Origin of the sequence: Mesorhizobium sp. WSM4935, assembly GCF_029625735.1 — a bacterium.
Lineage (GTDB): Bacteria > Pseudomonadota > Alphaproteobacteria > Rhizobiales > Rhizobiaceae > Mesorhizobium.
In genome coordinates, this window is sequence record NZ_JARTVR010000004.1 from 428,442 (window position 1) to 446,261 (window position 17,820).

The 17,820-nt window shown below is 63.5% G+C and carries 16 protein-coding genes and 1 pseudogene; 11 read left to right on the top strand and 6 right to left on the bottom strand.

Translation table 11 applies throughout. The features are described 5' to 3' along the window. The first annotated feature begins 143 nt into the window (after positions 1–143). Both trxB and P9273_RS13740 read left to right on the top strand, forming a co-directional pair. Positions 144–1,118, top strand: a complete 975-nt coding sequence (gene trxB, locus P9273_RS13735) for a thioredoxin-disulfide reductase (RefSeq protein WP_278049392.1) — start codon at positions 144–146, stop codon at positions 1,116–1,118. A gap of 72 nt (positions 1,119–1,190) precedes the next feature. Continuing rightward, a complete protein-coding gene (locus tag P9273_RS13740; protein ID WP_040996765.1) occupies positions 1,191–2,087 on the top strand; it encodes a LysR family transcriptional regulator in 897 nt (298 codons plus the stop codon). Between the two features lie 28 nt (positions 2,088–2,115). On the opposite strand, the pseudogene P9273_RS13745 reads toward P9273_RS13740, so the two are convergent. From P9273_RS13745 to P9273_RS13755, 3 genes and pseudogenes are all read right to left on the bottom strand, one after another. Then, positions 2,116–2,615: pseudogene (locus tag P9273_RS13745) on the bottom strand (methyltransferase family protein). 689 nt (positions 2,616–3,304) lie between these two features. After that, the gene (locus P9273_RS13750) at positions 3,305–5,353 is read right to left on the bottom strand and encodes an elongation factor G (RefSeq protein WP_278049393.1); all 2,049 of its coding nucleotides are present in this window, start codon (positions 5,351–5,353) and stop codon (positions 3,305–3,307) included. Positions 5,354–5,573: 220 nt separating this feature from the next. Next, the gene (locus tag P9273_RS13755) at positions 5,574–7,103 is read right to left on the bottom strand and encodes a putative bifunctional diguanylate cyclase/phosphodiesterase (protein WP_278049394.1); all 1,530 of its coding nucleotides are present in this window, start codon (positions 7,101–7,103) and stop codon (positions 5,574–5,576) included. 292 nt (positions 7,104–7,395) lie between these two features. Between P9273_RS13755 and P9273_RS13760 the strand changes: the two genes are divergently transcribed. After that, positions 7,396–7,791, top strand: a complete 396-nt coding sequence (locus P9273_RS13760) for a (R)-mandelonitrile lyase (RefSeq protein ID WP_040996759.1) — start codon at positions 7,396–7,398, stop codon at positions 7,789–7,791. A 57-nt stretch (positions 7,792–7,848) separates the two neighbouring features. On the opposite strand, the gene P9273_RS13765 is transcribed toward P9273_RS13760, so the two are convergent. Continuing rightward, the gene (locus tag P9273_RS13765; protein WP_278049395.1) at positions 7,849–9,051 is read right to left on the bottom strand and encodes a pyridoxal phosphate-dependent aminotransferase; all 1,203 of its coding nucleotides are present in this window, start codon (positions 9,049–9,051) and stop codon (positions 7,849–7,851) included. A 219-nt stretch (positions 9,052–9,270) separates the two neighbouring features. On the opposite strand from P9273_RS13765, the gene P9273_RS13770 reads away from it, so the two are divergent. The 3 genes from P9273_RS13770 (at position 9,271) to P9273_RS13780 (ending at position 11,759) form a co-directional block, all read left to right on the top strand. Next, positions 9,271–10,170, top strand: a complete 900-nt coding sequence (locus tag P9273_RS13770) for an EAL domain-containing protein (protein ID WP_278049396.1) — start codon at positions 9,271–9,273, stop codon at positions 10,168–10,170. After that, complete coding sequence (locus P9273_RS13775; protein WP_278049397.1) at positions 10,167–11,027, top strand: EAL domain-containing protein; 861 nt, start codon at positions 10,167–10,169, stop codon at positions 11,025–11,027. Before P9273_RS13770 ends, P9273_RS13775 begins: the two co-directional genes overlap by 4 nt. A 123-nt stretch (positions 11,028–11,150) precedes the next feature. Further along, a complete protein-coding gene (locus P9273_RS13780) occupies positions 11,151–11,759 on the top strand; it encodes a glutathione S-transferase family protein (RefSeq protein WP_278049528.1) in 609 nt (202 codons plus the stop codon). Positions 11,760–12,084: 325 nt separating this feature from the next. On the opposite strand, the gene P9273_RS13785 is transcribed toward P9273_RS13780, so the two are convergent. Then, on the bottom strand, positions 12,085–12,297 hold the full coding sequence (locus P9273_RS13785; protein WP_040996745.1) for a cold-shock protein: 213 nt from the start codon (positions 12,295–12,297) through the stop codon (positions 12,085–12,087). A gap of 280 nt (positions 12,298–12,577) precedes the next feature. Here P9273_RS13785 and P9273_RS13790 point away from each other — a divergent pair, with 280 nt between their 5' ends. Then, complete coding sequence (locus P9273_RS13790) at positions 12,578–12,904, top strand: hypothetical protein (protein ID WP_278049398.1); 327 nt, start codon at positions 12,578–12,580, stop codon at positions 12,902–12,904. Between the two features lie 26 nt (positions 12,905–12,930). Here the strand turns inward: P9273_RS13790 and P9273_RS13795 are convergent, their stop codons facing one another. Then, on the bottom strand, positions 12,931–13,500 hold the full coding sequence (locus P9273_RS13795; RefSeq protein ID WP_040996741.1) for a methylated-DNA--[protein]-cysteine S-methyltransferase: 570 nt from the start codon (positions 13,498–13,500) through the stop codon (positions 12,931–12,933). Positions 13,501–13,665: 165 nt separating this feature from the next. Here P9273_RS13795 and P9273_RS13800 point away from each other — a divergent pair, with 165 nt between their 5' ends. The 4 genes from P9273_RS13800 (at position 13,666) to P9273_RS13815 (ending at position 17,820) form a co-directional block, all read left to right on the top strand. Beyond that, on the top strand, positions 13,666–14,655 hold the full coding sequence (locus tag P9273_RS13800) for a transglycosylase SLT domain-containing protein (RefSeq protein ID WP_278049399.1): 990 nt from the start codon (positions 13,666–13,668) through the stop codon (positions 14,653–14,655). 38 nt (positions 14,656–14,693) lie between these two features. Beyond that, positions 14,694–15,248: a GNAT family N-acetyltransferase gene (locus tag P9273_RS13805; RefSeq protein WP_278049400.1), complete on the top strand. Its 555-nt coding sequence runs from the start codon at positions 14,694–14,696 to the stop codon at positions 15,246–15,248. Between the two features lie 398 nt (positions 15,249–15,646). Further along, positions 15,647–16,882 (top strand): ABC transporter substrate-binding protein, encoded by a 1,236-nt coding sequence (locus P9273_RS13810; protein ID WP_278049401.1) that lies wholly within the window; start codon positions 15,647–15,649, stop codon positions 16,880–16,882. Between the two features lie 23 nt (positions 16,883–16,905). Then, on the top strand, positions 16,906–17,820 hold the full coding sequence (locus P9273_RS13815) for a carbohydrate ABC transporter permease (RefSeq protein ID WP_278049529.1): 915 nt from the start codon (positions 16,906–16,908) through the stop codon (positions 17,818–17,820).

The window sequence follows — 17,820 nt, forward strand, 5'->3', positions numbered from 1 at the left end:
ATGCATTGGTGACGGGCGGCGATATGGCCTGATATGCAGGGACGAAGCTTTCCGGGGACGAAGGCCAACTTGCCTTGCTGGTCCTACGGGCAACACTTACATTACGCGCGACAAACCACGGCTGTGCGCCGCAGGGGACTTTCATGAACACCAAACATGCGCCTGTTCTTATCATCGGTTCCGGCCCGGCCGGCTACACGGCGGCGATCTATGCCGCCCGCGCTATGCTGAAGCCGATGCTGGTCGCCGGCCTGCAGCAGGGCGGCCAATTGATGATCACCACCGACGTCGAAAACTATCCGGGCTTCGCCGATCCGATCCAAGGCCCCTGGCTGATGAGCCAGATGCTGGCGCAGGCCGAGCATGTCGGCACCGACGTCATCAACGACATCATCACTGAGGTCGACCTCAACGTGCGGCCGTTCCGCGCCACCGGCGATTCCGGCACGGTCTACACCGCCGATGCGCTGATCGTCGCCACGGGCGCGCAGGCCAAGTGGCTGGGCATCCCGTCGGAGCAGACCTTCATGGGCTTCGGCGTGTCGGCCTGCGCCACTTGCGACGGCTTCTTCTATCGCGGCAAGGACGTCGCGGTTATCGGCGGTGGCAATTCCGCGGTCGAGGAAGCGCTCTATCTGTCCAACCTCGCCAAGAGCGTCACCGTGATCCACCGGCGCGGCGATTTCCGCGCCGAGCGGATCCTGCGCGAGCGGCTGCTTGCGAAGGACAATGTCCGCGTCATCTGGGACACGGTGGTGGACGAGATCACCGGACGCCCCGGCAAGGCGCCGCTGCCGCCTTCCGTCGAAGGCCTGACGCTGCGCAACGTCGTAACCGGCCAGGAATCGAAGCTGCCGGTCGACGGCGTGTTCGTGGCGATCGGCCATGCGCCTGCGGTCGAGCTCTTCGTCGGCAAGCTGAAGCAGAAGCCGAACGGCTATCTGTGGACGGCGCCGGATTCGACGCGCACCGACGTGCCCGGCGTGTTCGCCGCCGGCGACGTCACCGACGACATCTACCGCCAGGCGGTGACGGCGGCCGGGCTGGGCTGCATGGCAGCGCTCGAGGCGGAAAAATATCTGGCGGGCATCGAGGCTCACCGCGAAGCGGCGGAATGACAGATCGGCTGAAAAAAGCCGTTTAAAAGCCTGATTTTTCATTCAGACGCCAAAGGCAACGCGAGGGGAATCATGGCGCTGGACTGGGACAAATTACGCGTATTTCACGCAGCGGCGGAGGCTGGGTCGTTCACCCATGCCGCCGAGACGCTGCATCTGTCGCAATCGGCCATTTCGCGGCAGGTCAGCGCGCTGGAGCATGATGTCGGCGTCGCGCTGTTCCACCGTCATGCCCGCGGTCTGGTGCTGACCGAGCAGGGCGAGATGCTGTTCCGCACGGCGCATGACGTGCTGATGAAGCTGGAAACCATCAAGACGCGGCTCACCGAAACCAAGGACCGGCCCTCGGGCGTGCTCAGGGTGACGACCACGGTGGGCCTTGGCGCCGGCTGGCTGACCGAACGCGTGCAGGAATTCATCGAGCTCTATCCCGAGATCAGCCTGCAGCTGATCCTGGCCAATGAGGAACTCGACCTCACCATGCGCCAAGCCGATTGCGCGATCCGGCTGCGCCAGCCGCAACAGCCGGACCTTATCCAGCGCCGGCTGTTCACGGTGCATTTCCATCTCTATGCCGCGCCGTCCTATATCGCCAAATTCGGCAAGCCGGCCTCGATCGCCGAGCTTAGGAACCACCGCATCGTCACTTTCGGCGTGCCGGTGCCATCGCATCTGTCGGAGCTGAACTGGCTTGAGACGGTGGGCGATTTCGAAGGCGCGCAGCGTGTGCCGACGTTGCAGATCAACGACATCCTGTCGATCAAGCGCGCGGTGCAGGGCGGCGCCGGCATCGCCATGCTGCCCGACTATGTGATCAACAAGGACACGAACCTGGTGCAGCTGCTGCCGGAAACCGAGGTGCCGTCCTTCGACACCTATTTCGCCTATCCCGACGCGATGAAGAACCAGGCGAAGCTGCACGTTTTCCGCGACTTCATCATCGCCAAGGCGCGGAGCTGGTCCTATTGAAATGGCCGGCTGAAATGGCTGGCCGAGACTACTGCCCGCGCCAAGGCGTCAGCCGAGGTAGCCAGCCGGGCACGGCGCGCCGGTAGACTTCGTATTCCTCGCCATAACGGCTGGCGAGTGTCGGCTCTTCGTAGAGCTTGACGAAGGAGATCATTGCCGCCGCGGTGATGAGGCCGTAAAACAGCACCGGCCAGCTCGAAAAGATGAGAACCTGGCCAGGATGATCGCCAGCACGGCCACATACACAGGGTTGCGCACGTGGCGGTAGATGCCGCCGACGACCAGTTTCTTGGTCGGCGCCACGGGAGCGGGGGTGCCCAGGCCCTCGAGGGCAAAGCGGGCGAAGGCATGAAGCAGGATGGCGGCCGCCGCGATCACGAGAATCGAGCCCGCAGGCACGAAGCCCGGCAGCGCCGACAGAGGTTTGCGATAATGGTCGGTCAAAAGCCAGGGCGCCAATCCGGCGACAATGCCGGGTGCCGCGACCAGGAACAGCGCGCTGCCGGCGATTGCTGAAAAAGTTCGCATCATCGGTCTCCTGCCACTAAAATAAACTCGGCTTGCCGAAATCGACATCATTTCGCCGACTCGCCTGTTTTCGAGCAAAAACCGGTTCGATTTTGCATTTAAGCAGTCGCTTCAAGACCGGAAACGCATCGGAAGCGGCGATTTTTCTGGTCCTATGGGTTCAAGGAATAGGTTGGACCACAGCCTGCGTCTTTTTGCATGCGTGTGTTGCAAAATAGATGCTTGTTTCTTGGGCATGATGAGCACATATATAGTGGCATCTCCAGGGCGCGTTCTCCTCCCATTAGCGCCCTCGAGTGTTCCCCTCTGGAGGTTAGCCCTAATCGGCACTTCCAATCAAACTCAGCCGGATCTTTATTGATCCGGCTTTTTTGTTGCCCGCGCGCCTTCGAGCCGGCAAAAAAACGACTGCATCCACCACGTAACAGTGACATGTAACATCGGGTAACATGTCACACACGCAGTCTATGGTTTAAGTAGATAATAGGACGCGGTTGGTCGGTTCGGGAGATGGGGGCATCACTCGGAAGACCGGGCTCAGGCAGCTACCGCGTCCGAACCATTTTTCCGGATGCGGCGGACCAGCCGTTGCCTCCCAGGAAAACGGTCCGCAATAGGAACGGCGTCCGGATCATCCGGACGCCGTTTTCATATTTTCAACAGAAAGTCTGTCAAGCAGGCCGACCTGCTCAGGCGGCCTTGCCGTTGGCGTTCATTGCCTCGTCGGCCAGCCGGCCGGTGAGCTCGGCCATATGGTCGAAGGTGGCCTTGTAGCTGGCGACGCCGGCGGTCGCGGAGCGCAGCTCGATGATCAGGTCACCGATTTCGGCCTGCGGCATGGTCGCCTCGACAACGTCCCAGCCCGGCCAGCCGGGCCTTGCGTCATAGCCGAGGATCTGGCCACGCCGCTGCGGGATCAGGGCGATGATCCTCGAGGTCGCGTCGGAGGGCGTGACAATCTCGACCTTCATGATCGGCTCCAGCAGGACCGGCGAACAGGCGGCCATGCCTTCCTTCATCGCGAGCTTCGCCGCCATCTGGAAGGCCATGTCGGAGGAATCGACCGCATGGTAGGAGCCGTCCGACAGGTTGACGGCGACATCGACGACCGGAAAGCCGAGCGGGCCTGTCTTCAGATAGTCCCGAATGCCGGTTTCCACCGACTGGATATAGGTTTTCGGCACTACGCCGCCGGTGATGGTATCGGAGAACTGGAAGCCGGAACCGCGCGGCAGCGGCTTGATCTCGATCACCACGTCGCCGAATTGGCCGTGGCCGCCGGACTGCTTTTTGTGGCGGCCGCGCTGCTGCGCCGATTTGCGGATCGTCTCCCGGTAAGGCACCGCCGGAGCATGGCCCTCGATCGGAATCTGGTTCTTGCCCTCAAGGCGCTCACGCACAACGCGCAGATGCATTTCGCCATGACCAGACAGGACGGTTTCGGCGGAGTCCTGGTTGTGGCGCAGGCTGAGCGATGGATCTTCCTCGGCAAGGCGCTGGATCGCAGCCGACATCTTTACCTCGTCCTTGCGCTCCTTGGGACGAAGCGCGAAGGCAAAGACGGGCTGCGGCGGCTCCAGCGTGACCAGTGGTCGGATGCCGCCCTTGGCCGAGCTCAGCGTCTGGCAGGTCTTGACGTTGTCGAGCTTGCCGAGCGCGACCGTGTCGCCGGCCTTGGCCGATGTCTGCTTGATCTGGTCTTTGCCCAGCATCCTGTAGATGCCTGAGACTTTCGCCGTGTCGCCGTTGGAGAGGAAAAGCTCGGCCGCGTCGGCCAATTGACCAGAAAGCACGCGCGACACCGAAAGCTTGCCGCCATGAGCGGTGTGGATGGTCTTCATCACCTGCACCACCGTCTGGCCGTCCGGCGCGCCAAGGCGCTTCCTCGTCGCCTCGACATCGGGTGCATCATGGCGGATGGCTTTCAACAGGCGCAGCACGCCATTGCCCTTCTCGGCCGCGCCGATCAGCACCGGCGTCACCGCGCCGGCGCGCAGGTCGGCCGAGAGATCGTCGAAGATCGCGTCCTTCGGCGGTTCGATCTCCTCCAGCAGCTGCTCCATCAGGTGATCGTCGTGATCGGCGAGCGTCTCCAGCATGGAGAAACGCGCTTCCAGCTCGCGCGCCTTGTCGTCGTTCGCGATCTCGGTGACCTGGCTTTCGGCGTATTCGCGATAGATGTAGGCGCGTTCCAGCGCCAGATCGATCGAGCCGATGACGATACCGTCCTTGCGCACCGGAATCTGGCGAAGCAGCAGCGGTACCGAGCTTGTCGGCTGCAGCATCTTCAGCGTCTCGCGCACGCCCACGGTCGCCTTGTCGACCTTGTTGAGGAACAGAATGCGGGGAATGGCGAGATCGTCGAGCTTGCGCATGATGAGCTGGAGCGCCGGGATCTTCTTCTCGTCGGCCTCGGCGACGACGACCGCGAGGTCGCAGGCGGCAAGCACGGGTTCGGCCTCGAAGGCGAATTCGATCGAACCGGGGCAGTCCACGAAGGTGAACTGCTCGCCCATGAAATCGGTGGTGGCGAAGGTCGCCTCGACGCTCATGGCGTGGGCGCGGGCCTCTGGCGAATGATCGGAAACGGTGTTGCCCGATGAAACGGGGTTCTGGCGGGGAATGGCGCCCGTGCGGGCGAGAATTGCTTCGAGAAGTGTCGTCTTACCGCTTGCAAAGGGACCGACTATGGCGATGCATTTCGGTCCCGTGCGTCGTCCTCCGGCGCGAGTACCCATGGCTGAACCTCCACTCAGGCGTTTCCCAAGAGAGCGATCAGCAAAAGTGGAAACCGGTTTGCGTCCGATCGCACCCTATGCAGAGCGGCGGCCGGCCTGTTCGGCCGTCGCGGGCGGGTTTTCACCTCTTCCCAAAACCATCGTCACACGGGTTTGCCGGGAGGGCAAGAAAAATAGGATGTTCGCCGGCTTGGTTCGGCAGGCCGCCATTTCCTGTTCGTCAGCCTGTAAGGGCGAGCGGCTCGCGGGCAGCGACACACAGCGCGCTTGCCTTGTCGCGCGGCGCGGGCTTGCCGAAGAAATAGCCCTGGAAACGGCTGCAGCCGGTCGTCCGGGCGAGGGCGAATTCCTGCGCGGTTTCGACGCCCTCGGCGACGATGGAGATTTCCTGGATGCGGGCGATCTGGGCAAGCGCGGAAACGAAGATCTGCGCCACCTGGTCATGGGCGAGACTGCGGATATAGGAGCGGTCGATCTTGACGCTGTCGATGGGCAGCGACTTCAGATAGTTGAAGCCGCAATGGCCGGTGCCGAAGTCGTCGAGCGCGATGTGGAAGCCGAGGCCGCGCAGCGCCTCCAGGCGCCTCAGCACCTCGGGCGTCGCGGCCGTCGCCACCGTTTCGGTGATCTCGATGATGAATTGCGATGCCGACCGGCCGGTCTCGCGCAGGATCCGGTCGCACATCGTCACGATCTCGTCGCGCTTCAGCTGTTCGCCGGAGACGTTGATCGAGATGCGCCGTCCGGGAAAATGCCCGATATCGGCGCAGGCCCGCTTGAAGACCCACTCGCCGATCATATCGATCAGCGTCGAGCGCTCGGCGATCGGAATGAATTCCGCGGGCGAGATCAGGCCGCGCACGGGATGGCGCCAGCGGATCAATCCTTCCAGCGCCTCGACCGAGCCGTCGGGATCGACGATCGGCTGATAGTGCAGTTCCAGCTCGCCGAGATAGATCGCGGCGCGCAGCTCGCGTTCCACCAGCCGGCGATAACGTTTGTCCGACAGCATCTCCTCGTCGAAGACGGTGACGCGGCCGCGGCCGCCGGCCTTGCTTTCGTAGAGCGCGAGGTCGGCCAGAAGCATCAATTCGGTTGCATTCGAAGCATGCAACGGCGCAAGCGCGACGCCCACCGAGATCGACAGCGGGACGATCTTGCCTTCATGCCTCTTGCCGGCGCGCATGGCATCCAGCAGCCGGCGCGCGTCCCGGTTGATGAGGGCGATGTCGCCATGCGGAACCATGACGCCGAACTCGTCGCCGCCGAGCCGTCCGACGACGCCGTCCTCGAAAATGCGCCGCGCTTCCGCGACCAGATGGGCCAGCGCCAGATCGCCGAACTGGTGCCCGAACGTGTCGTTGAGCTGCTTGAAATGATCGAGGTCGATCAAAAGCAGGCTCGCCTGGCGACGGTTGCGCAAGCCGCCCAACCAGTCGCCCAACGCTTCGATGAAATAGCGCCGGGCCGTGGCTCCTGTCATGGCATCGACAGTAAGGAAGCGATGCTTCTCGGCCTCGGCGTCCGCCGCCGATTGCAGGCGCTGGACAACGCTCGAGCGCATATACATCAGCACCAGAAGCGCCATTAAGGTCGACGTCACCGACACCGCCAGCGCGCCGGTGCGGGAGGTGTTCTCCGTCAGCGCGAAGGCGGCAAGGCCAGTGGCGGCGATGCTCGTTGCGAGCAAAGCCTGGATGCCGCGATATATACGGCCGCTGTGATCCTTGATTGTCGCCAAGATGCTCATGTCCGCGCCCCCACAGCACGCGCCATGGCTAGGACCTCAGCCGTTAAAAAACACTGAGTGCGACCGCTGCCGCGCCGCATTCGACAAAGCTTGGCTGCCTGCTCGGATTTTATGGTTAAAAAGCAACGATTTATGACAGTTTTCTGACACCCTGAAGAGGGCCTTTCAAACGCGCGCTCCTGCGTTCGTCGACAATTGCAAAGCCGGTTGCGCTTTCGCGATGCGAGGATGAAACTGCGTTGGACAATGCCGCGCTAGCAGCAGACGTTTGAACTAGACGAGGATCTGAACGATGAAGATCATTGCGTGCGGAGGCGTGCCGACGATCGTTGCGCCTCAGACCTATTTCACGGGGCGGGTGCTGCAGACGCCGATCATCGAGAAGGAAGCGCCGGCGCGGCTGAGAGCCACGCTGGTCAGCTTCGAGCCCGGCGCGCGCACGCATTGGCATACCCATCCGCTCGGACAGACGCTCTATGTCACCGCCGGCGCGGGTCTGGCGCAAAGCTGGGGCGGCGCTGTGCAGGAGATCAGGGCAGGGGATGTCGTTTCCTTCGCACCGGGCGAAAAACACTGGCATGGCGCCGGACGGAAAACAGCCATGACCCACATCGCCATGCAGGAGGCGCTGGACGGCGTCCACGCCGACTGGCTGGAGCAAGTTTCCGACGAGCAATATGGCGGCTGATTAGCGCTCAACAAAAACCCGGCTCGAAGCCGGGTTTTCTCGTTTGGCTTGCGCCGATCAGGTCAGTGAAGCGGTGAAGCGCTGGATGCGCGTGCAGGCTTCCTCCAGCAAGGCATCCGACGTGGCATAGGAGATGCGGAAGTTCGGTCCGAGGCCGAAGGCCGAGCCGAACACCACCGCGACCCCTTCGGCTTCCAACAGCTCGGAGCAGAAGGCCTCGTCATTGTCGATCACCTTGCCCGTTTTGGTCTTCTTGCCGATCAGCTCAGCGCAGGACGGATAGACGTAGAAGGCGCCTTCGGGCGAGGGGCAAGTGATGCCTCGCGCCTGGTTGAGCATCGAGACAACGAGGTCGCGCCGGCCCTGGAAGAGCGCCTTGTTCTTGGCGATGAAGTCCTGCGGGCCGTTGAGCGCCTCGACGGAAGCCCATTGCGCGATGGTGCAGGCGCCCGAGGTCTGCTGGCCCTGGATCATGTCCATCGCCTTGATGAGCGGCACCGGGCCGGCGGCGTAGCCGATGCGCCAGCCGGTCATGGCATAGGCTTTCGACACGCCGTTCATGGTCAGCGTGCGCTCATAGAGGTTGGGCTCGACCTCGGCGATGGTCTTGAAGACGAAGTCGCCATAGGTCAGGTGCTCATACATGTCGTCGGTCAGCGTCCAGACATGCGGATGCTTGAGCAGCACGTCGGCCAGCGCCCGCAGCTCGGCTTCGGTGTAGGCCGCGCCCGACGGATTTGACGGCGAGTTCATCAACAGCCATTTGGTCTTCGGCGTGATCGCCTTCTCCAGCACTTCCGCCGTCAGCTTGAAGCCGTTCTCGATCGAGGTGTCGGCGAAGACCGACGTGCCGCCGCAGATCGCCACCATTTCCGGGTAGCTCACCCAGTAGGGGCGGGGAATGATGACCTCGTCGCCCGGGTTCAGCGTCGCCATGAAGGCGTTGAACAGGATCTGCTTGCCGCCGGTGCCGACGATGGTCTGCTCCGGCCGGTAGTCGAGATTGTTCTCGCGCTTGAATTTCTTCGCGATCGCCTCGCGCAGCGGCGCGATGCCGGAGACCGGCGGATATTTGGTCTCGCCACGGCGGATCGCCTCGATCGCCGCGTTCTTGATGTTGTCGGGCGTATCGAAATCCGGCTCCCCGGCGCCGAGGCCGATCACATCACGGCCGGCATTTTTCAGCTCGCGCGCTTTCTGCGTCACCGCGATGGTCGCGGAAGGCTTAACGCGGGACAGGGCGTCGGCGAGAAAGGCCATGACAAAACGTCTCCTAGGAAAGGCGGCCAGGAGCGGCCGCGGCGCCTCTCATGTCGCATCATGGCGCGGAGCGCAAGCATTGTGCGATGAGCCAGAGGTCAAGGAGGCGTGACCAAGGTCAAGCCTGCGTGAGCGGCAACGCTAAATTCATCAACGGCCGGTAAACCCTTGGCTGGCAGGATCGCAGATCGGATTGCGCTATTCGCGGAGCGAGAAACCTTGTCGCGCAGCATCGGGCTTACCCACATCATCCGTCATGACGACGGCACCTCGACGGGTGTCTGGGGCATCTATACGCTCCAGAGCGCGTTCCAGCCGATCTTCGCCTTCAGGGAGGGCAAGCTTTCGGTCGCCGCTTTCGAGGGGCTGATCCGGCCGTTCCGCGATGGCGAGCCGCAGTCACCGGCGACGTTTTTCGGCACTTGCCCGGCGGCCGACCGGCTACATATCGAGGCGCTGACGCGCACGCTGCATCTTCTGAACGCCGGCGCGTGCCTGCCGGAAGAGGCGTCCATCTTCGTCAATTTCGACCCCTCGGTCTTCACCGATCGCCACATCGCCGACAAGGCGCTGCGCGACATGCGGCTGGTGCTGCACGAAGCCGGCATCGATCCGCGCCGTATCGTCTGCGAGGTCACCGAGCAGAAATCGGCTTCGCAGGAAACGCTTTACGCCTTCGTCGAGGCGCTGAAAGCCAATGGCTTCCGCATTGCGGTGGATGACTACGGCGCCGATGATTCAGACATCAACCGGATCAAGGAACTCAAGCCCGACATCGTCAAATTCGATGCCCATTGGATCACTCATCTGATGGAGTCCGGCGCTGGCTTCGCGCTGCTGACGGCGATGGTGCAAAGCTTCGAGAACCAGGGCATCCGCACCGTCTTCGAAGGTATCGAGGAAGGCTGGCAGTTGGAGCTTGCCGAGAGGTCAGGTGCCTCCATGGTGCAAGGTTATGTGCTTGCCCGGCCGGAACTTGCCCCCACCAGCTTTCGCCTCTTCGGCAAGGTCGCGCAGCAGTCTTCGGCCGAAGAAAGCAAGGCGCAAGCCGCCGCAAGCCCGGCCCCGGCGCCGCAGGGGCGGCCGGCAAGAGTGTTCGGGCGCAAGGTCGCGCCATGAGCCAACAACCAGACAGGCGGCGCAACGTCGCCGAGGCGATCTTCGCCGACGAGATCGGCCTTCAGTTCGGCGTCTATGGCGAGTTCCGGCTGTGGAGCGCCTATCAGCCGATCTTCGCGCCGGAGGGCAAGGCGCTCAGGGCGATTGCCGTCGAGGGGCTGATCGAGCCGCGGCGTGTCGCGGAGCCCATGGCCCCCTCAATGTTCTTCGACCGCGTTCCCGCGTCCGACCGGCTGTTTGTCGAAACGATGTGCCGGATGCTGCATCTCGGCAATTATCGCAACATCGGCGCCGAAGGATTGACGCTGTTCTTCAACTACAACCCGACCGTCAACGACCATCTCGGACGGGCGCTCGCCGAGATCCGGCTGATGACCAGGCATCTCGGCGATTTCGAGCTGGAGCCCGGCCTGCTGGTCTGCGAGATCACCGAACAGGCGGCGGACGACCGTGTTCTTGCCAGCCTGGTGCGTGAAATGCGGCGCGACGGCATCCGCATCGCCATCGACGATTTCGGCACGGGACATTCGGCCGAGGCCCGCATCAATCTGCTTGCGCCCGACATCGTCAAGATCGATGGCGCCTGGTTCGGCGAGCTCTGCCGCCACGCCGCCGCCGAGCGCTTCTTCCGGCCGCTGGTGGCGATGCTGCACGAGCGAGGCGCCAAAGTGCTGGTCGAGGGCATCGAGAACGCACGGCATTTGCGTGTCGCGCTCGAGGGCGGCGTCGACCTTTTGCAAGGTTTCCATCTCGCCCGTCCGGCGCTTGCCGGCACGATCTTCAACGAAGAACCGCTCTCCATTGACGCCCTGCTCGGCGCCAGCAACAAGGTTGTGCCGCTGCATCAGCATCGCTGATGCCCCACCAAAGAAGCCAAAAGACGCATCAGCGCCGCTGATGGTTCTTCTCAAAAACAAATCATTGGATGAGGCCCGACCGCTGCGCTAGAGCCTCCTGGCATGACGCGAGAGGTAAGAGGCATAATCCTTTACGACATGGCCGATAGCGGCAATTGCTACAAGCCGCGGCTGCTGATGGCGAAGCTCGGCATTGCCTTCACCCGGGTCGAGGTGAGCTCGCATACCGGCGAAACGCGCAGGCCCGACTACCTTGCCAAGAATCCGAACGCGATGGTGCCGATGCTCGAGCTCGACGACGGCAGGCGCATCGCCGAGAGCAACGCCATCCTGCTTTATCTTGCCGAGGGCACACGCTTCCTGCCGGCCGACAAATATGAACGCGCGCTGGCTTACCAATGGCTGTTCTTCGAGCAATACAGCCATGAGCCCTATATCGCGGTGCGCAAGGCGCTTTTGACTTTTCCGGAACGGGCGAAGGACGCCACGCCGGAACGGCTGGCGCTGACGCTGGAGCGCGGCAACAAGGCGCTCGGCGTGATGAACCAGCATCTGGAGCGGAACGAATTCTTCGCCGGCAGCGCCTATAGCGTCGCCGACATAGCTTTGTACGCCTATACCCACACCGCCGGGATGGGCGGCTTCCAGCTCGACGCCTATCCGGCCGTGATGGCCTGGCTGAAGCGGGTCGAGGCGGATAAGGGACATGTGCCGATCGAGTGGGTGCCTTGAGCCGCGACGTTGGGGATTAGCGAAAGCGTCCCTTCTCCCCGTGAACGGGGAGAAGGAGGCCAATCGCCTAAATCCAGACAACAAAAAAGGCGGGCATTGCCCGCCTTCCTGTTGCCGGTAGCCTGATCGGGAGCGTCCGGTCCGGGCTGGCAGCTATCTGCTGTTCCAGCTTGTCGGCTCTTTTCGCTCCGGCGCGCTTATCGCGCGACCGTCAGTACATCCGTGACTTGCCGCGCGCCCTGAACCTTCGCCCAGTGCGCGCCTTGCTCACTCGCATTTCGCGGCGCTTGGCGGTTAAGCCAGGCCGCAAAATGCTCAAGCCAAATCAGGCTGCCTTGCTCAGAGACCCAGCGGCGGACTTGCCGGTGCGGCGGTCCTGCTCGATCTCGAAGTTGATCTTCTGGCCTTCAGTGAGGCTGGTCATGCCAGCGCGCTCGACAGCGGAGATGTGGACGAAAACGTCCGCGCCGCCATTGTCAGGCTGGATGAAGCCGTAGCCTTTGGTGGCGTTGAACCACTTGACCGTACCAGTTGCCATATAGAATGCCCTTCGCATTTGCTTTTGTTTGACCGAACCAATGTTCGGCCGGCGGTATCGAAACTTTGGAGATAGACGTCAGCAAACGCGAAGATCGCGGCCCGATCGATCGGCCAAATTCAATGCTGCGGATATAGGATAGTTTGAGCAAGAAAACAAGACGGGTGCCTGGACGCTGCCCGCATGCCGGATCGAGCGGAATACAGTGGCACATGGAAGCTTTGACAGCGGCCATACGTTGTGGAGGGATGAGATGCTTGCCGTTCCAAGGAGAGGAACCATGAAGACAATCCTGCTTGCCGCCTGCTTCCTGCTGATGGCCGCGGAGGCGCAAGCGATGTCGCGCTATGATCCGACGCGCATGAGCTGCGACCGGGTGCGGGCGACGATCGCCAGACAGGGCGCCGTCATCCTGCGCTATCAGTCGGCGCGCGTGCCGGGGCTGCCGCTCTACGACCGCTATGTGCGCGACGAGCGCTTCTGCAACGCGGGCGAAGTGCGGGCGCGCGCCTATGTGCCGAGCGCCGACATCCGGTCATGCATGGTCTATGTCTGCAAGCGCCCGGATTTCGAGCGGCGCTTCCGCCGCCGGTTCCTGCACGATTAACACGCGGTGGACGGGAACAGCGCCCCTCAGAATCCGAACGAGGCCTGCGCGGCCGGCGGCGGGCCGAGGCGAACGCCTTCCATGGCCAGCATCTTCTCCTTGGTGGCCGAGCCGCCGGGCGCCGAGAAGCCGCCGATCTTGCCGCCCGCGGCGAGGATGCGGTGACAGGGAATGACCAGCGGCACCGGATTGGCGCCGAGCGCCGCGCCCGTCTCGCGGGCGAGGCCGGCATGGCCGGCGCGCTTGGCCAACTCGCCATAGGTGGTGGTCTCGCCGAAGCCGAGCTTGCGCGCGGCATCGTAGATGGCGAGGCGGAAATCATCGACGCCGTCGAGGTCGACCGGAACGCCGGAGAAGTCGACGTCCTCGCCGGCCGCGTAGGCTTTGATCGAGGCGATCAGCTCGACAACCCATTGCGGCTGATCGGTCGAGGTCGAAACACCCTGGTGGCGGAACAGCCGGCGCTCGACCGCTTCGCGGCTGCGCTCCGGCAGGCAGAGCCGGATCAGGCCCTTTTCGCTCCAGGCGATGCCCATGAAGCCGATCACTGTTTCTAACACTGCGTGGCCGGCCGTGATCTGAGATGCGGGTTTCAAGGCCTATTCCCTCTGCAAAACGGTGAAAAACGAGTACATATCCGGAACAATATGGCAGTTCCGCCCTGTTATCGCCACCCGAAAACCGCGTGGTGACCCCGATTGCCGGGTGTGAATCGCTGGTGTAAGGACTCCTTAACAACCGACAAACCGGACCCACACGGCTTGCCAGCTAAAATCATACTCACCGCGCTCGGCGTGCTCGTTGCAGCAGCCGGTCTCAGCGGTTGCACCTCGACCTCGCAGATGAAGGCCGCGCCCGCGCTTGCGGAGGCATCGACGCCTGCTGTCGCGGACGACACGCCGACCCTTGCCCTGCCGGAAACGGTGGCCGTGCTGCCGGAGCCGTCGGGCCTCGCGCAGGTGCAGACCGCGGCGCTGGCTGGCGATGCCGTCGCCATGGCGGCCACGCCCGGCGCGCCGGCGACGCAAGGCGCGCCGTTGCCGCCGCCTGTCCAGCCCGGCGCGCCCGCCGCGGCGCTGGCTCAGCCCGCGGCCTTCGCCGGAGCGACGCCGATGGCCGGCCAGTTTCCACCGGCGCCGGTGCTGACCGCCGGCGGCTCGCCGACCGGCCCCGGATCCATCAAGCAAGCGGCATCCATCAAACAGGCTGCGGTCTATACGACTGCGGGCGTCGCAATGCCCGTCACCGGCCAGTCGGGGAAAGTTGCCCCAATGCCTGGCGTCCAGCAGGTTGCCTATGTCGCGCCGGACAACCCGGCGCTGCTTGCCGCACCCGGCCAGCCCGAGCAGCATGCCAGCGGTCCGCGCGCCGAGATCGAACGGCTGATCGAGAAATATTCGGCGATCTACGAAGTGCCGGTCGAGCTGGTGCGCCATGTCGTCAACCGCGAGAGCACCTTCAACCCGAAAGCCTATAATCACGGCCATTGGGGGCTGATGCAGATCAAGCACGCGACGGCGCGCGGCATGGGCTATGACGGACCGGCGGCCGGCCTGTTCGACGCCGAGACCAATCTCAAATATGCGGTGAAATATCTGCGCGGCGCCTGGCTGGTTTCGGGCGGCAACGCCAAGCGGGCCGACACGCTCTACCAGACCGGCTACTATTACGACGCCAAGCGCAAGGGCCTGCTCGAGGCGACGGGCCTTGGCGCCGACCGCAAGCGGCGCCGCTTGCAACCCGACGCCTGAGCCGACGGGTCAGGTCGCGCGGCGTTCGAGACAGCGCCATGCATGAGAACACGACGCCCCGTCCGCCGGCTCCCAACGACATCCGCCTGCGCAAGCTGCTCGACGATACGCTCACCGCGCCGCATTGGCCGGAGGGCTTCGGCATGCGCGCGTTCGAACACCGCGACGCGTTAGCGACGGAGCATGATGTTGCCCGAAAACCGCTTCACACTTTTCGGCATCATGCTCTGGCGCTCCACGCGCTGCTGGAGGAAGTGTTCGACGACGGCGTCGACGGGCCGTTCGACGAGTGGTGGCCGCGCATCGCGGGCGACGCCGAATTCGATCCCGCTCTCTGTTTCCTGGTGATCGACGGCAAGGGCCTGCTGGCGGGCGCGGCGCTCTGCTGGACGTCCGGTTTCGTCAAGGACCTCGCCGTCCATCCGGAGTCGAGACGGCAGGGTATCGGCGAGGCGCTGATGCGGCATGTGTTCCTGACGTTTCGCGAGCGCGGGGCGACCCATGTCGATCTCAAGACCAATATAGTGAAGAACAGCGCGGCCTTCAGGCTCTACGAGCGGCTCGGCATGATCCCGGTCGACTGGGAAGGCTGACGCCTCCGGCATTGTGAACTCTTTCACATAGGCTGACGTTAGGGCATGCTAATGCCTCGTCGTGCCGGGCGGCCGATCGGCGGATCGACGCTGGCAAGGCGTCGGAGGCGGCTGTGCCGGCATGCGTCAGCCACTCCCAGGCGGGCTCCGGGGCGGGGGTTTCGGAGCCCGTCCGCTTTGCGTGAAGCGAGGTGGAAGGAGCGGGGCACCGACGCGGTCGAGCCGACCGAGATCGGCTTCTCTGCCGCCGGGCTGGTCAGCGCGCACAAGCGCGGGGAACCCTAAGCAACGTCGCGCATTCAACGCAGGGGCCTTGATGAGCCGCGGCGCCGAGACGGCGACGCCGGACGCCGAGGGAGGTCCACATCCCCACGAAATTTGTTTCAGCGTTCCTTGCCTTGGCCGCCGCCGTCCTGCTGGCCACGGCTCAAGCGCAAGCCGTGCAACTGTCGATCGTGTCGGGGGATACCGGCAACGGCATCAAGGTGCTGCGTGAGATACTCGACCGTTACGAGAAGAAGAGCGGCAACAAGGTCGACATCGTCGTCATCCCGCCTTCGACCACCGACCAGTTCGGCCAATACCGGCTCTGGCTTGCCGCCGGCAGCAGCGACATCGACGTCTACCAGACCGACGTCATCTGGGCGCCGCAGCTTGCCAGCCAATTGGTGGACCTGACCGAGGCGACCAGGGATGTGGTGGGCGAGCATTTCCCGTCGATCATCCAATCGCAAACGGTCAATGGCAGGCTGGTCGCCCTGCCGATCTTCACCGACGCGCCGGCGCTCTATTACCGCAAGGATCTGCTCGACAAATATGGCGCCAAGGTGCCGACCACCTGGAAGGAACTGCAGGACACCGCGAAGCTGGTCATGGACAAGGAGCGGGCCGCCGGCAACAGGGATCTCTGGGGCTATGTCTTTCAGGGCAATGCCTATGAGGGGCTGAGCTGCAACGCGCTCGAATGGGTGATGTCGAATGGCGGCGGCGGGATCATCGAGCCGGACGGCCGCATCTCCATCAACAATCCAAAGGCGGCGGCGGCGCTCGATAGGGTCAAGGGCTGGATCGGCACAATCTCACCGCCGGGCGTGCTCGCCTATCAGGAGGAGGAAGCGCGCGGCGTCTGGCAGACCGGCAATGCGGTCTTCATGCGCAACTGGCCCTATGCCAATGCGCTCGGCAACAGCGAGAATTCACCGATCAAGGGCAAGTTCGACGTGGCGCCCCTGCCGGCCGGCGATAGCGGGCATCCGGTCGCGACGCTGGGCGGCTGGAACCTTGCCGTGTCCAAATATTCGAAGCATCCAGATGCCGCGATCGACCTGGTCAAGTTCATCGCCTCTCCCGAGATGCAGAAATACCGGACGCTGCAGACGTCCAACCTGCCGACCATCGCATCGCTCTACGACGACCCGGACATCGCCCGGCAGCAGCCGATCGTGCCGCGCTGGAAAGAGATCTTCCTCACCGCTCAGCCGCGTCCCTCGGCGACCGCCAGGATCAAATACAATGAGGCATCCAGCCAGTTCTGGACGGCCGTGCACAACACGATCTCCGGGAACGGAACCGCGGCCGACAATCTAGGCGATCTCGAGGCTAGGCTCACCAAGCTCAAGGGCAAGGGCTGGTGAGCGCGGCAAGGCGATCGCCGCTGATGCGCCGGCGCGTGCGCACGGCATGGCTGTTTCTCGCGCCGATGCTTTTCGTGCTCGTCCTCGTCGCCGGCTGGCCGTTCCTGCGCACGGTCTATTACAGCTTCACCGATGCTTCGCTGGCCGATCTCGACGCCCGGCGCTGGGTGGGCTTCGACAATTATTTCTCGGTGCTGCGCCTGCCGAGCGGCCGGGTGCTCTATGATGGGTTGCTGGTCGATCCGGTCTGGTGGCGCGCGGTGTGGAACACGGTGCGCTTCGCCGTGGTGTCGGTGGCCTGCGAGACGGTGCTGGGCATGGTCGTCGCGCTTGCCCTCAACGCCGAATTCCCGGGGCGCGGCATCGTGCGGGCCGCGATCCTCATCCCTTGGGCGATCCCGACCATCGTTTCGGCCAAGATGTGGCAGTGGATGCTCAACGACCAGTTCGGCATCATCAATGTCGTGCTGCTCAATCTCGGCCTGATCGATACCAAGATCGCCTGGACCGCCAGTGCCGATACCGCGATGATCGCGGTGCTCATCGTCGACATCTGGAAGACGACACCGTTCATGGCGCTGCTGATCCTGGCCGCCCTTCAGATGCTGCCGCGCGAGATCCTGGAAGTGGCGAAGCTCGATGGCGCGAGCCCATGGCAGATCTTCTGGCGCGTGACCTTGCCGCTTATCCGCCCGGCGGTGATGGTGGCGGTGATCTTCCGCGCGCTCGACGCGCTGCGCATCTTCGACCTGATCTATGTGCTGACGCCCAACAATGTGCAGACCAAGTCGATGTCGATCTTCGCGCGCGAGAACCTGTTCGAGTTCGACAAGTTCGCCTATGGCTCGGCCGCCTCGACGCTGCTTTTCCTGATCATCGGCCTGCTCACCATCGCCTATATCCGGCTTGGACGGTTGAGTTTCGACGGAGGGCGCTGA